General features: G+C 28.5%; 13 protein-coding genes. 4 read left to right on the forward strand and 9 right to left on the reverse strand.

Going from position 1 to position 14,446, the window contains the following annotated elements:
* Nucleotides 1-5 precede the first annotated feature (5 nt).
* Both ALEK_RS17110 and typA read right to left on the reverse strand, forming a co-directional pair.
* On the reverse strand, nt 6-842 hold the full coding sequence (locus ALEK_RS17110; protein WP_071626531.1) for a bifunctional transcriptional activator/DNA repair enzyme AdaA: 837 nt from the start codon (nt 840-842) through the stop codon (nt 6-8).
* Nucleotides 843-1,177: 335 nt separating this feature from the next.
* Nucleotides 1,178-2,995, reverse strand: coding sequence for a translational GTPase TypA (gene typA, locus ALEK_RS17115; protein ID WP_071626532.1), 1,818 nt, complete (start codon nt 2,993-2,995; stop codon nt 1,178-1,180).
* Between the two features lie 174 nt (nt 2,996-3,169).
* Here typA and ALEK_RS17120 point away from each other — a divergent pair, with 174 nt between their 5' ends.
* Entirely contained in the window at nt 3,170-4,087 is a 918-nt protein-coding gene (locus ALEK_RS17120; RefSeq protein WP_071626533.1) for a glutaminase, read from the forward strand.
* Nucleotides 4,088-4,130: 43 nt separating this feature from the next.
* On the opposite strand, the gene ALEK_RS17125 is transcribed toward ALEK_RS17120, so the two are convergent.
* The 5 genes from ALEK_RS17125 to ALEK_RS17145 form a co-directional block, all read right to left on the reverse strand.
* Complete coding sequence (locus ALEK_RS17125; protein ID WP_071626534.1) at nt 4,131-5,222, reverse strand: PepSY-associated TM helix domain-containing protein; 1,092 nt, start codon at nt 5,220-5,222, stop codon at nt 4,131-4,133.
* Nucleotides 5,223-5,234: 12 nt separating this feature from the next.
* The gene (locus ALEK_RS17130; RefSeq protein WP_164072434.1) at nt 5,235-7,526 is read right to left on the reverse strand and encodes a TonB-dependent siderophore receptor; all 2,292 of its coding nucleotides are present in this window, start codon (nt 7,524-7,526) and stop codon (nt 5,235-5,237) included.
* A gap of 85 nt (nt 7,527-7,611) precedes the next feature.
* Nucleotides 7,612-8,592, reverse strand: coding sequence for a FecR family protein (locus ALEK_RS17135; RefSeq protein ID WP_071626535.1), 981 nt, complete (start codon nt 8,590-8,592; stop codon nt 7,612-7,614).
* Complete coding sequence (locus ALEK_RS17140) at nt 8,592-9,062, reverse strand: RNA polymerase sigma factor (RefSeq protein WP_071626536.1); 471 nt, start codon at nt 9,060-9,062, stop codon at nt 8,592-8,594. The genes ALEK_RS17135 and ALEK_RS17140 overlap by 1 nt, the downstream gene beginning before the upstream one ends.
* Before the next feature lie 126 nt (nt 9,063-9,188).
* Nucleotides 9,189-10,160, reverse strand: a complete 972-nt coding sequence (locus tag ALEK_RS17145) for a DMT family transporter (RefSeq protein WP_228146277.1) — start codon at nt 10,158-10,160, stop codon at nt 9,189-9,191.
* 154 nt (nt 10,161-10,314) lie between these two features.
* On the opposite strand from ALEK_RS17145, the gene ALEK_RS17150 reads away from it, so the two are divergent.
* From ALEK_RS17150 to ALEK_RS17160, 3 genes are all read left to right on the forward strand, one after another.
* Nucleotides 10,315-10,926: a trimeric intracellular cation channel family protein gene (locus tag ALEK_RS17150; protein ID WP_071626537.1), complete on the forward strand. Its 612-nt coding sequence runs from the start codon at nt 10,315-10,317 to the stop codon at nt 10,924-10,926.
* A 95-nt stretch (nt 10,927-11,021) separates the two neighbouring features.
* Nucleotides 11,022-12,512: a diguanylate cyclase gene (locus ALEK_RS17155; RefSeq protein ID WP_071626538.1), complete on the forward strand. Its 1,491-nt coding sequence runs from the start codon at nt 11,022-11,024 to the stop codon at nt 12,510-12,512.
* A gap of 83 nt (nt 12,513-12,595) precedes the next feature.
* Entirely contained in the window at nt 12,596-13,048 is a 453-nt protein-coding gene (locus ALEK_RS17160; RefSeq protein ID WP_071626539.1) for a hypothetical protein, read from the forward strand.
* 18 nt (nt 13,049-13,066) lie between these two features.
* Here ALEK_RS17160 and purN read toward each other — a convergent pair whose 3' ends face one another.
* Both purN and ruvC read right to left on the reverse strand, forming a co-directional pair.
* Complete coding sequence (gene purN / locus ALEK_RS17165) at nt 13,067-13,648, reverse strand: phosphoribosylglycinamide formyltransferase (RefSeq protein ID WP_071626540.1); 582 nt, start codon at nt 13,646-13,648, stop codon at nt 13,067-13,069.
* Between the two features lie 90 nt (nt 13,649-13,738).
* Entirely contained in the window at nt 13,739-14,206 is a 468-nt protein-coding gene (ruvC, locus tag ALEK_RS17170) for a crossover junction endodeoxyribonuclease RuvC (protein ID WP_071626541.1), read from the reverse strand.
* Nucleotides 14,207-14,446 lie beyond the last annotated feature (240 nt).

Consider the following 14,446-nt stretch of genomic DNA (forward strand, 5'->3'; position numbering starts at 1 on the left):
TATTATTAATTATTTTTTAAATTATGTTCATAAGAGATTAAAACCCTTTTTCTAGGAATTCCCCATCTATATCCACCCATAGCTGCTGTTTTAGAAATAACTCTATGACAAGGTATTAAAAAGCCTATATGATTTGAACCAATAGCTGATGCAACTGCTCTTACAGCTTTTGGTTTATCTAAAATTGTCGCAATATCTGAATAAGTTGAAAGCTCACCTTTTGGAATATTTAATAAAGCTTTCCAAACATTTATTTGAAAATTTGTACCTTTTACAAAAAGATTAACTTTTTTATTTTCCAAGAAAATCTCATTTAATAAATCTTGTGCTTTTATATCATCATGAATAAACTCTGCATTACTCCAAGTTTTTTTTAATCGTAATAATACTTCATCTGCATTTTCATCATAAAATTTTAAAGCACAAATACCCTTAGCAGTATTTGCAATCATAGCCTTTCCAAAAGGAGTATTAGCAAAACCATAAGTTATATCTAAATTAATTCCCATCTTTTTATATTCATTAGGAGTTACTCCTACAAAGTTTATAAACAACTCATGTAACCTACTAGGACTTGATAAACCTAAGTCATATGACGTATCAAGTATAGATTTTGAAGTTTTTAAATGCTCTTTTGCATGACTTATAGTTGTAGCTTGTAAAAACTGCATAGGAGTAACCCCTACGTACTCTTTAAAGATACGAGAGAAGTGATGTTTACTCAAACCAATATGTGAGGCTATTTCATCTAGTTTTGGCTGATAAGAGAAGTTTTCATCCACATAATGAATAGCTTCTTTTATTTTTTCATAATATTTATATTTCTCTTCTAAAGCATTCATACTAAACCTTTTTATTTTAGTATATTAAGAACTTATATTCTTTAACAATCCGAATCTTGCTATTAGTTAGTTATAGCTAAAAAAGTACTTGTTATAGTAAAAAAGTATATTCCGATTAAAATAAAGTAATCTTTTTTATTTGTATTAATATTTTCCATTATTTTCTCCTTCCAATAGGAGAAAACAATTTCTCCTATTAATTCATATTATTTATTCTAAAAATCCACATCGACATGTCATCTGACATATATTTTCCTTATTTTTTATATTTTTGGGTATAAAAAAAGGGAAGAGCTAAAAAGCCCTTCCCTTTAAAATCAGATAAAATCTAATTTCTAATCAGCGAATTTCACTTTTTTAGCAGTTCTTTTTCTAACATTTGGATCTAAATCTCTTTTTCTAACTCTTACAGAAACAGGAGTTACTTCAACAAGCTCATCTTCTTCAATCCACTCTAGTGCATTTTCTAAAGACATCACTCTTGGTGGGATAAGCTTAATAGCTTCATCTGCACCCGAAGATCTAACGTTTGACTGTTGTTTAGCTTTAATTGGGTTGATATCTAAGTCATTTGATTTAGCATGTTGACCTACTACCATTCCGTTATAAACTTTATCTTGAGGTTTAATGTACATAATCCCTCTATCTTGTAAGTTGAAGATTGAATAACCAACAGCTTCACCAGCTTCCATAGAAACTAATGCTCCGTATTTTCTAGATTCAACAACACCAGAATGAGGTCTGAATTCTAAGAATGAGTGGTTCATAACACCCTCACCTTTAGTTTCAGTTAAGAACTCAGTTCTAATACCGATTAATCCTCTTGCAGGAATTTCAAACTCTAATCTTGTATAACCAGAACCCATTGGTACCATGTTTGTCATATTAGCTTTTCTTTTTCCTAATTTCTCAATGATTGCACCTGAGAATTCGTCTGGAGTATCAATTACTAAATGCTCGAATGGCTCCATTTTAACACCGTCAATTTCTTTAACGATTACTTCTGGTCTACCAATTGAGAATTCGAATCCTTCTCTTCTCATGTTTTCAGCAAGGATACAAATTTGTAATTCCCCTCTACCGTTAACTTTGAATTTACCTTCACCAATTTGCTCATAGTTCATAGCAATATTAGTGTTCATTTCAGATTCTAATCTTTCATCAATTTTGTTAGAAGTTACGAATTTACCTTCAGTACCAGCTAATGGAGAATCATTTACTGCAAAAGTAACAGATAATGTAGGCTCTTCAATATGCATTGGATCTAATGGCATTGGGTTAGCAGGATCACAAAGTGAATCACCAACGTCAATTGTCTCAAAACCAGCTACGGCAACAATATCACCAGTACCAGCAGTTTTGATATCGAATCTATCAACACCTTTAAATCCAATAAGTTTAGAAACTCTACCTTTAACTTTTTCGCCATCAGCTTTAACTAAAGTTACAGTTTCACCCATTGAGATAGTACCGTTGAAGATTCTAGCGATACCGATTTTTCCAATGAAGTTATCGTAATCAAGTGTAAATACTTGTAATTGAAGACCATTTTCATCAGAACCTTTTGGTTTTGGAACTTCTTCTAAAATAGTTTTGAATAATGGAATTAAATTCTCATTTGCATCTTCTAAAGCTAATTTTGCATAACCATCTCTAGCAGCTGCATATACAACTGGGAATTCTAATTGCTCTTCAGTAGCGCCCATTTGATCGAATAAGTCGAATACTTCATCAACAACTCTATCAGCGTCAGCACCTGGCTTATCAATTTTGTTAATAACAACAATTGGTCTGTGACCTAATTGTAAAGCTTTCTTAACAACGAATTTTGTTTGAGGCATAGTACCTTCTTGAGCATCTACTAGTAATAGTACACAGTCAACCATCTTAAGAACCCTCTCAACTTCTCCACCAAAGTCAGCATGGCCTGGAGTATCGATAATGTTAATTCTTACGCCTTCGTAATCAACAGCAGTATTCTTAGAAAGAATTGTAATTCCTCTTTCTTTTTCAATATCATTACTATCCATAACTCTATCTTCTACTTCTTGGTGAGCAGTAAAAGTTCCAGATTGTTTTAATAATTCATCTACTAATGTAGTTTTACCGTGGTCAACGTGTGCGATAACGGCAATATTTCTAATATCTCTCATTTTAACTCTTTATGTTAATATTTTTCGCGATTATACTAAAACTTAGCTTAAAAGATGGTATGTTTAGAATATTAATTACTAATTGATGACAAACTTTTGTATTTCTACATAAAAAACACTTTTTACCTCCCTATGCTCTGATATAATTATTTAATATTTATATCAGGCAGAAAAATGAACTACCAAAAAGTACTTGAAGAGATTCAAGATGAAATACAGCCATACCTTAAAAAAGGTAAAGTAGCTGATTATATACCAGCATTAGCAAATGTAAAAAAGAATGACTTTGCAATGAGTATTATAGATTTAGACCTAAATGAATACCATATAGGTTCATCTCAAAAAGATTTTTCTATACAAAGTATTTCAAAAGTTTTTACTTTTACTTTGGCATTACAAAACTATAGTAAAGAGTTATATAAAAGAGTTGGGCATGAACCATCAGGAAATGCTTTTAATTCATTAATACAATTAGAGTATGAAAATGGTATTCCTAGAAATCCATTTATTAATGCAGGAGCTGTTGTTACAACAGATTCTTTATTATCAATATATAAAGAAACAACTTTTGATTACATACTACAATTTATAAGATCTATCTCCGATAATAAGAAAATCACTTTTGACAAAGAAGTTTATACATCAGAGTTAAAACATGGATATAGAAATCTTGCACTTGTTAATATGATGAAAAGTTTTAATAATATAGAAAATCTTACATCAAGTGTAATAGAGACATATTTCAAACAATGCTCTATTAAAATGTCAACAGCAGAATTATCAAAAGCAATGTTATTCCTAGCAAATCATGGGGTAAATCCTATAAATGATGAAGTACTTATAAATGAAGAAAAAGCAAAAAGAATCAACTCTTTAATGTTAACTTGTGGACATTATGATGCATCAGGAGACTTTGCATATAGAGTTGGGCTACCGGGAAAAAGTGGTGTAGGTGGAGGAATTGTTGCCGTAGTACCTAAAAAACTAGCTGTTTGTGTTTATGCTCCAAGACTTAATAAACAAGGTAATTCTCTAGCAGGAACTAAAGCTTTAGAACTATTTACTACAAAAACTGGTTTATCTATATTCTAGTCATAATCTAACAATCAAAAATCGCAAAGATTGTTAGATTAATTTACTTTCTTTTTTTTCTTGCATATATTAAAAATCCTGTAATTACTAAAAATGGTAATAATAAGGAAGAGATAAACAATATAACTTGTCCAAATATGCCAAAATACTCCCCTGTATGAAGAGTTAACATACTTATCATTATCTGCTCATTTAAAGGTTTTTTTTCAAACCTTTCATGTTTTAATATCTTTTTTGTTTTTATATCTAGAACTAATTTGTTTCTTTCTCTTCGATGTTTCGCGTTTTCATCAAGATATATAAAACTATACACAGTTCCATTTGTAGGAAGTTTAACTAGAGAATAAATATATTTATTTCTAACTTCTCTCTCAAAAATAGCAATTGCACTACCTACCTCATCAAGTTTAGAATCCTTTTGTATCTTAATACTTTTATTTGTAGTTCTTTGTACTTTTTCTACACCCATTATCTTATAAAAAGCATTGCTATACCAAGAATAAGACCAATTAAGACCACTTAGCGCTGCAAATAAATAAAAAGGCATAAGCCACATAGCAAAAGAGCTATGGCTACTTTTTAAGAAGTGTTGACCTTTTGATTTAAAAGAAAAAGTAAGACTTTTAAAGAAACGTTTTTTTAATCTAGGGAAGGACATGACTACTCCACTAAATGTCAAAATTAAAAGAGAAAGAACACTAAATCCAACAAGATGTTTTCCCATGTCATTGAATAAAAGTGTTCTATGTAATCTCTCTACAGTTCTAAAAAAGTCTTCTCTTTTCTCTTGAGCTAAAAACTCCCCAGTATAAGGATTAATATAATATTTTGATACTTGTTTTTTATCTCCATCTCTTTTTATTGTTTTAAAATATAAAGATGAAGACTTTATATTAGAAAAAGAAATTGCTGTTATTTCTAAATTTGGCTTTTTCTTTTTAAAGCCTTCCAGAAGTTTAATTATTGGAATTTTTTCTTTATTTGAAAGAGGAACAGTATATATGTCTTTATTTATACTGTTCATTATCTCTTTTTCAAAAGACAATACTGCTCCAGAGCCTGCAATTATTATTAATATCAATCCACTTATTAATCCTAAGATTAAATGTATTTTACGGAAAGCTTTTCTAAACATAATTATTAAGTATTAGAAATCTATCTGACCTGAAATAATAAAAGAACGTCCTTGTCCAGATACTCTTCCAACAGGACTTACATCAACACCTCTAAAATAGTAATCTTCATCAAATAAGTTATTAATACCTAAACTAAGGTTTGCTTTTAGATTATTTGAAACAGGAACTTTTGTAGAATATTTTGCATTCCATACCATGTATGCTGGGTTTTCTCCAACTTGACCATTTGATGATTCTTCAATTGTATTAGCACTATCTGAGAAAGTTTTACTTAAATATATACCTGTTAAGTTAAACTTATTATCTCCAATTTTATAGTCACTTGATAAACTTAATTGATGAGAAGCTACCCAAGGAAGGTCTTTACCTTTATTCGTTCCTGTTAACTGTTCTGTATCTAAGAATGTATAACCAAGAGTGAATAATGTTCTATCACTAGGTTTTAAAATAAATTGAGTTTCAATACCTTGATGTCTAGTTCTTCCTAAGTTATTAAAAGATTGTGTACTACTTACATATTCAATTTGATCTTTATAATCTATTCTATATACCGTACTGTTTACACTAAAATTATCATTTGGTTCAAATCTAATTCCAGCTTCATAGTTCCAAGCTAATTCAACTGCTAAATCTCCTTCTTTTCTCACCTGTGCAACTTGAGGAGCTCTTAGAGAACGCTGTGCATTAGTAAATAAGAATACTTCATTAGAAGCTTGATATCCAATACTTAAACCAGGAAGAAATGAGTTCATACTTTTTTTCTTATCATCTGAAGGATTAGAGCTTTTATTATCCCCAAAATCTGTTTCTACATTTTCATATCTTAATCCAGGAGTTACTTTTAAATCTCCATCCATAAAACTAATAGTATCACTCACATAACCAGCTAGGGCATTAGTTTTAATTTTCCAATCTCTTAAATCAGCTGTTATACCATCACTAAATTTTGTTTGATTAAGTAAATAATCTACATCTTCTTTTATATAACGTGCCCCAAAAGTTACTTTGTGGTTACCTTTTTCAAAAGTCCATCTAGGCTCAGTACCTAAAACAGTGATTTTTCTATCAGCACTTCTAGTTGAATTTTCAGTAGTTGGTGTAAATCCAGAACCTGTTGTATTCCAACCCCAATCAAACTTTCTTTTACTTTCTTGAGCAAAATTCATCCAATGAAACTCAGTACTATCACTTGGATTTAATTTATAAGTAACTGATCCTCTTTTTGTTTCTCCCTCAAATTTGTCATAAGGACGCTGAGAAGAACTTCTGTCTTTTTCATAAGCTTCAGGCAATAAAGCACCTGGTAAGTCAGCATCAGCTTTGTAGTATTGAAGGTTTGCTTTTATTTCACTATCATCCGAAGGATAGTATTCTGTATCAACTATTAAGTTTTTTACATCAGTATTGGAATGATCTCTAAAAGATTCCCCTTTTATTCCATTATATTGGAACTGTAAACCTAATTTATCATTTACAAAACCACCTGTTCTAAGATACGTATCAGTAAGAATATTGCCATTTTCTGCAACATGAACAGTACCTTTTAATGTAGAAGTATGTTCAGTACCTATAGGTTTAGTAATAAAATTAACTACACCACCAACGTTATTGGGACCATAATGAACAGCCGCACCACCTCTTACAACATCAATAGTTTCAAGTGTTTCCATAGTTATAGGAAACAGTGAAAAACTAGAATGACTATAAGGAGCAATTGCCGCTGGCACTCCATTTACTAAAGCATTTAAATGAGCACTTCTTCCAGGTTTTAAACCTCTTAGGGAAATATTAGGTAAAACTCCTGTTCCTGTTTCATCTTGTATTTGAACTCCCGGAACTGTTCTTAAAGCATCTTCAATATTTTTAGCGGCAATATTTTGTAAATACTCAGAATCAATTACTGTTCTAGCACCACTATATACTTTTACATTCTCTGCACTTGTTTCCCCAAGCCAATCCCCTTGAATTTCTACTTCTCCTAGATTATTAGAATCTGATGTAGCTTGTTTTTGAGATTTTGCTTTTATTATTACAATTACATCATTTTTAATTACAGCCTTTAATCCTGTATTTTTAAAAAGTAATTCAAGAGCTTTGTCTAAACTATTAATATTTTGTATATTATTGATTTTTTGTGACTCAAATAATTCATCATTTGCTATATATGATAAGTTAGATTTTTTTGATATAATCTCTAAAGCCTCCTTTAGAGTTTTGTTTTGAATAGTGTATGACTCATCTGCAAATAGGTTAACACTTAAAACTAACGCTAAGCTTGAGGCAGCTAGCATCTTTTTTTTCAAATTCATTTCCTTGTCCTTTTATGATTTTGAGAACTATTATCTCTATCTATTAAACGAACAAGTTTAAAAAAGCGGACAGCTTTTTTTATTTTTTTACAATTTTTATTAAATCACCCTCTTTTTGGCTTTTTATAGGATAAATTAATTCTATTGCTTCTAAAAAACTTTTATAATGCAAAGTTGAAAACTTTCCTGATATTTTAAGTTGTGATAACTCATAAGATTCAAACTCTATTTTTTGATTTGTATATCTCTCCAAAATATTAACTGCTGTTTTTAATGTAGTTTTATCAAACTTGATAATATCATTCTTCCAGCTAGCTATTTCTTTAATATCTATATCAGAATAATTTAAAACCCTTCCCAAATTATTAAGAGTAAAAGATTGTGACTTTGTTAGTTGAGTAAGGGCTTTTTTATCACCTTTTTCATTGTATATATGATTTACTCTCACAAGACCTTCTAAGACATTGATTTTTGTAGTTTTATTAAGATTTATAACTTCAAACTTCGTACCTAGAACCTCAATCAAGGTATTTCCTGATTTAACTAAAAATGGTTTTTCTTTATTTTTAGATACTGAAAATAAGGCTTTTCCTTTTGTTAATACAACGGTTCTTCTATCATTATAATAAGCTATTTTCATTTGTGATTTTATATCTAAATCAACTATAGATTCATCTGGAAGAGTTATATTTACAATCTTTTTATCTAAACTTACATAGTTTTCTTCAAATGTTGCTTTATAGTATTTATTAAACTCAAAAGTACCAAAAGCAAAAATACAGGCTATGAATATTGAAGCTACTAAATATTTACTTCTTTGAAAAATATTTTTTTCTTTGAAATTTTCTTCATCTAAAATATCATTTTCCATTTCATTTATAAAATCATTATCTAAAAGTAAACATTCATCAATTACTTGTCTATTTTCTTCATAGGATTTTTTATGATTTTTATTTTGAAGCCAATGAGTAAGTTCATCTCTTTCTTGTTTATCAAGACCTTCATTTTCTTTTATAATCCACAGATTAGCTTTTTTATCTATTTCATTTTGTAAGTTCATTAATAGTCTTTCTTCATTTGTTCTTTTATTTTTAACGTAGCTCTTGTAATATTTTTTTCAACTGCATTAGTACTAATACCCATAATCTCAGCAATTTCTTTTCTTGTATAACCTTTATAATAGTGAAGAATAAAAGCTTTTTTGTTTTGAGATGAAAGACTTCGTATACAATCTTTTAATTTTTCTTGTCTTACTTCATCACTAATTATTCCCTCAGGTCTATCTATTTCAGGAATACTATGATTTTCCTCTTCATAAGGGGTATGTACAATAATTTTATCTCTACGCACTTTATCTATTACTAGATTTTGTGCTATTTTATACAAATAAGCTTTTTGAATTTTAGATTCACTGTTTTTATTTACCTCTAAAACTTTTGCATAAGTCTCTTGTGTTAGATCCTTAGCTAAATTTTTATCTCCAGTAAGTCTTTGAATATAATAAGTTATTTCATCATAATGTTCTAACATTAGTAATATTAACCTTGGCTTCTTTAATTTTGATAATCAATCTTATAATGTATTTATACTTTAAAATGTATTAAAAAAGAGAATTAAAAGAGTATTATTTACAAGAAATTAAAGATTATATATATCTTAATCTTTTCCTAGTTTTACCAAGGTTACTAAACCAATAATAGTCACTACAATACCAACTAAGCCTATACTATTAGGAAGAACTGCATTTAAAAATATCATTTCACCCAATAGTGCAAAAAATACTTCACCAGATTGGCTAGCATCAACGGCTACAAGTTTTGAAGGAGTATTTGCTTTACTTCTTGCATATAAAAATAGTGATGTAGCAATTACACCTGACAAAATTGCAATCATTGCCACATTAAAATACTGTCCAGAAGAAGGAACACCCACGTCATTTATAAAAAATAAAACAATCCATAAAGGTAAACTTCCAAGACTTAGTAAAAATACTTTTACAAAAGCATTATTAATAATTGTCATATCTTTGTTTTCTTCTTTTCTTCTTTTTTTCTCTTGCCATACTAATTGATTTCCAATAGGATATGCAAAAGCAGCTACTAATACAGGTAAAAACCCTAATAATAAAGCTTCTAAATTATCAAAATCAAAATGACTCATATTTACTAATGATATTCCTAAAAATATTACTATTGTAAAAAGCCATATTTTCTTAGATAACTTTTGTCCAAAGAACGATAAAACGAATAATGAAGCTAAAATGGTTAGTTGCCATGTGGTAGCCACTACCCATCCAGGAGAGAAGTTTGCAGCATAACAAATAAGAGAATAAAATATTCCAAATCCTATAGTTCCACTTAGTGTCCAAAACCTAAAGTTCTGCGTATATTCGGCTATTACAGCTTTAAAATAAGCAAAACCCTTAAATGATATAAAGCCTATTACTAAGAAGAATAAAGTATAAAAGAATCGTAAAGTTCCAGACCAATACCAATGTCCACCATCAAGAGAAATAGCCCTATTAATTAAAAAAGTTGCAGAAAAAAATAAAGCAGATAATAATCCTATTATTAAAAGAAAAGACGTATTGTTTTCATATTGTTTTATATATAATTGTATTTTATTCAAAAAGATTCCTAATATTAAAAAAATATTATACATTACATTCTATATAAATCATAAAAAAATTGTATAAAAGTTACAAATCTACCAAATAATCTCATGTAAAATTTAAAGAAAAATTTGAGTATAATCCAAGTTATTAAATATAAAAAGGTTTTAGATGACAGCATTAGAATTAGCTGATATTATTGGAATTATCTGTTTTGCCCTAAGTGGTTTTTTAATTGCTGTTCACTACAAACTTGATATTCTAGGAGTATTTATCTCTGCATTTTTAACTGCCCTTGGTGGTGGTATGACAAGAGATGTACTTGCTAGCAAAACTCCTTATGTATTTACAGATACAACACCTGTATTATTAGTTATGGCTACTGTTTTAATCTCCCTTATTCTAAAACTACATAAGATTGATGACTTAGAAGGTAAAACTGTTTTTATTATCTCTGATGCAGTGGGATTAGTATCTTTTGCCATCACAGGAGCTTTAGTTGCTATTGATAATGAATTTAACTTCTTAGGGGTATTAATTCTTGCCTTTATTACAGCAGTTGGTGGTGGTACAATTAGAGATATTCTAATAAATAGAGTTCCCTCTATTTTAGTATCTGAATTTTATGCAACAGTTGCAATTATTGTAGGACTTGTTACTTATGGTTTACATTTACTTGGTTTACATAGTTTATTTACTTTAATTCTTGTATTCATAGCTGGCGTTGCTCTTCGATTATTAGCATATTATAGAAACTGGCACCTACCTACATTATCAAAATAACTTTATAAATAAATCTTATAATAAGGTTTATTAAGTTATTATCCATACTCTCAAAAATTAAATAATAAAAAAATTATTAAAGGTTATTATATTATATGAATATAAAAAAGTTATATCTTAGTTTTACGCTTATAATTATAATTGCTGTTACAAGTGCATTTTTTACAATTGATAAAATGAATGAACTTTCTACAAATACACAAAAAATGTATACTCATCCTTTCAAAGTTAGTAATGCTGTTTCTGATATTCAAACTGCAATTATTACTATGCATAGAAATATGAAAGATATAGTTCTTACAAAAAATAGTTTAGAAATGATAAAAATTATTGAAGCTATACAACATAAAGAAGATGAAGTATTAAAAAACTATGAATTAGTATACAAAAACTATTTAGGTAATAAAAAAGATATTGATACCTCGTATAAAAGCTTCAAAGCATGGAAGAAAATACGAGAAGAAGTAATCTCTTTGATGTATCAAAAAAGAATTGATGAAGCAATAGCTATTACAAAAGGCCAAGGTGCTAAACACACTCAAGAATTATATCTACAAATTAAAGTCTTAAAAGATTATGCTTTTATAAAAGCAAATGAATTTTATTCAAAATCTGTAAAAGACAATGGGGTAGATTATGTGGTTAGTGCTATATTTGTAGCTATGTCTTTATCTGCATTAATTGTAATTTATATTGTAATAACTTTATTAAAAGTAAATAGAACAAATCATAAACAATTATATTTAATTGATCAGAATATTTTAACTGCAAAATTATCACTAGATAAAGAGATTATTGAAATAAGTAATGCTCTTTGTAGAACACTAAATAATAAAAAAGAGTTCATTTTAAATACTACATCAAGTTACTTTTTTACAACTAAAGAACAGTATGCTTTATTTGATACTAAGATCTACTCTGGTAAAGAGCACAACGACGAAGTATACATTAATGTAGGTGATAAAAAGGTATGGTTTAATCTTGAAGTTTTCCCTGAATTAGATGCAAATTTTAATATAAAATATTTCAATTTATTCCTTACTAATATCTCTGATAAAAAGAAAATTGAAGAGATTGCTATTGTAGATTCACTAACAGGTTTAAACAATAGAAACTACTTTGAAACAATCTTTGAAAAAGAGACAAGAAGAGCAAAAAGAGATAAAAAACCATTAAGTTTATTAATGTTTGATATTGACTATTTCAAGCAGTATAATGATACATATGGTCACCTAGATGGTGACAAAGCTTTAAAGGCAGTTTCACATGTAATTGCCAAACATACAAATAGGTCTTATGACTATTCTTTTCGTATTGGTGGAGAGGAATTTGTAATTTTATCATATCAAGATACCTATGAAAAAACTAAAGATTTTGCAAATATGATAATACATGAAATAGAAGAACTAAAAATAAATCATAAATCAAATAAAATTTCAGATCACCTTACAATATCTTGTGGTGCAATTAGATTTGATAATACACATTTATTAACTACAGATCAAATGTATAAAGAAGCTGATGATTTATTATATCAAGCAAAAAGAGAAGGTAGAAATAGATATATTTCCAAAACAATTTCTTAAATAAGATAATTTATATCTTCTTTTAACCTTTCATTTACTTTTTATAGATACAATTTCCAAAAAATTAATTTAGGAGACAATTTATGAAAAAAGTTTTATTCTCAGCATTATTATTAGTTGCAACATTTGCAAACGCATTAAATATCGGAGATTCTACTCCAACATTCGCAATTAACGATCAATTTGAAAAAGCGCATACTATTGCAGCAGATACAAAAACAATTTTAGTTGCAGCAGACAAAGATACAAGTGAAATCTTAAGAGATTACTTCTTAACACAAGAAAAAGGGTTTTTAGAAGCTAACAAAGCTTATTACGTAGCTGATATCTCTGGAATGCCAAGTTTAATTGCAAAATTCTTTGCATTACCAAAAATGAAAAAATACCCATTCTCAATTTTATTAGTAGATGAAAATCAAACTAAAGAATTTACGAAAAAAGAAGGGAATATCACTGTATATTCTGTAACAAATGGAAAAATTTCAGATGTTAAATATATTAAAAATGCTGAAGAATTAGCAGGTTTATTTAAATAAGGACTTTACTAGCTAAATTTATTTAGCTAGTAATTTTTCAAAAGCCTCAATTATTGCTTGAGTTTCTAAGTCTTTGATTCTGTTCTCTAAAGAATCAACTGTCTCAGTTGATGATATTTCTAACTCTTTAGTTAAAATAATCTCTCCATCATCATATTTTTCATTTACATAATGAATAGTAACACCTGATTTAGGTGCTTTATCAGCGATTATAGCTTCATGTACAAATCTTCCATACATTCCCTTACCACCATACTTTGAAGGTAATAATGCAGGATGAGTATTAACTATTTTGTTTTCAAAAGCAGAAATTAGTTTAGGTCCAATCATTTTCATATAACCAGAACAAAAAACATAATCACAACCATACTCTAATAAAAGTCTTGCGATTTTATCATCACAATCTTGTCCAGGATATCTTTTGTCATTTACTACAAAGTTTGGAATATCAAAAGATTCTGCATAATTTAATACATTTGCATTAGAGTTATTAGAAACTACAATAATCACTTTTGCATCTAATATCTTATCTTCTATTGCTTTTTGAATCGTTTGAAATCCACTACCATTATATGAGGCTAAAATACCTATTTTTTTCATTTTTATTAATCCTGTTTGTTCTATGGGCGTGATTATAACAAATAAAAAATATTTATACTATAAGTTAAATTTTTTTTACCAAAATGAGCTTTATCTAAGTCTTTGAGCATGAGTTAGTGCAATTGCTATTGCATCTGTAATATCAAGTGGTTTAATCTCTTTTTTAATACCTAATAATCTTTTTACCATAAAAGCAACTTGTGTTTTATCAGCTTTTCCATTTCCTGTAACTGCTTGTTTTACTTGAAGTGGAGTATATTCAGCAAAATTACCAAATTTTTGTAAAACTTTTAAAGATATTGCACCTCTAAATTGTGCTAATTTAATTACTGTTTTTGGATTGAATGCGTAAAACATATCTTCTATTGAAACCTCATCAATAACATGACGATCAAATATTAAATCAAAACCTTCTGTCATTTCTACAATTTGCTCTTGTAAGATTTTTGTCTTAATTTTTATTAAACCTGCTTCAATTAATTTTACAGTGCTTCCATTTTTTTCAACAATTGCGTATCCACAATTTCTTGTTCCTGGGTCAATTCCTAGTATTTTCACCTAAATTTCTCTTTTTTTGTCTATTTTTTATTCACATTACTGCAAGGCCTATATAATGGTATTTTTCACCTAAATATTCACTTAAAATTCACGAGTTATTCACAAGTTATTCACTATGTGAACAACACTTATTCATCATATTCATCACATGAAGAATTTCACTTCGTTATACCATGTGAATAACTTTTATAAAAAATTAGATATAATCGTTACTATTTACAATTAAAGAGTTAATATTAT

The sequence above is a fragment of the Poseidonibacter lekithochrous genome (genome assembly GCF_013283835.1).
Classification (GTDB): domain Bacteria; phylum Campylobacterota; class Campylobacteria; order Campylobacterales; family Arcobacteraceae; genus Poseidonibacter; species Poseidonibacter lekithochrous.

Excerpts from the sequence above, each read along its gene's own strand:
- ALEK_RS17135 (WP_071626535.1), bottom strand. The coding sequence starts at position 8,592 with ATGAACTTACAAAATGAAATAGATAAAAAAGCTAATCTGTGGATTATA.
- ALEK_RS17155 (WP_071626538.1), top strand. The coding sequence starts at position 11,022 with ATGAATATAAAAAAGTTATATCTTAGTTTTACGCTTATAATTATAATT.
- ALEK_RS17120 (WP_071626533.1), top strand. The coding sequence starts at position 3,170 with ATGAACTACCAAAAAGTACTTGAAGAGATTCAAGATGAAATACAGCCA.
- typA (WP_071626532.1), bottom strand. The coding sequence starts at position 2,995 with ATGAGAGATATTAGAAATATTGCCGTTATCGCACACGTTGACCACGGT.
- ALEK_RS17140 (WP_071626536.1), bottom strand. The coding sequence starts at position 9,062 with ATGTTAGAACATTATGATGAAATAACTTATTATATTCAAAGACTTACT.
- ALEK_RS17110 (WP_071626531.1), bottom strand. The coding sequence starts at position 842 with ATGAATGCTTTAGAAGAGAAATATAAATATTATGAAAAAATAAAAGAA.
- ALEK_RS17125 (WP_071626534.1), bottom strand. The coding sequence starts at position 5,222 with ATGTTTAGAAAAGCTTTCCGTAAAATACATTTAATCTTAGGATTAATA.
- ALEK_RS17150 (WP_071626537.1), top strand. The coding sequence starts at position 10,315 with ATGACAGCATTAGAATTAGCTGATATTATTGGAATTATCTGTTTTGCC.
- ALEK_RS17160 (WP_071626539.1), top strand. The coding sequence starts at position 12,596 with ATGAAAAAAGTTTTATTCTCAGCATTATTATTAGTTGCAACATTTGCA.
- purN (WP_071626540.1), bottom strand. The coding sequence starts at position 13,648 with ATGAAAAAAATAGGTATTTTAGCCTCATATAATGGTAGTGGATTTCAA.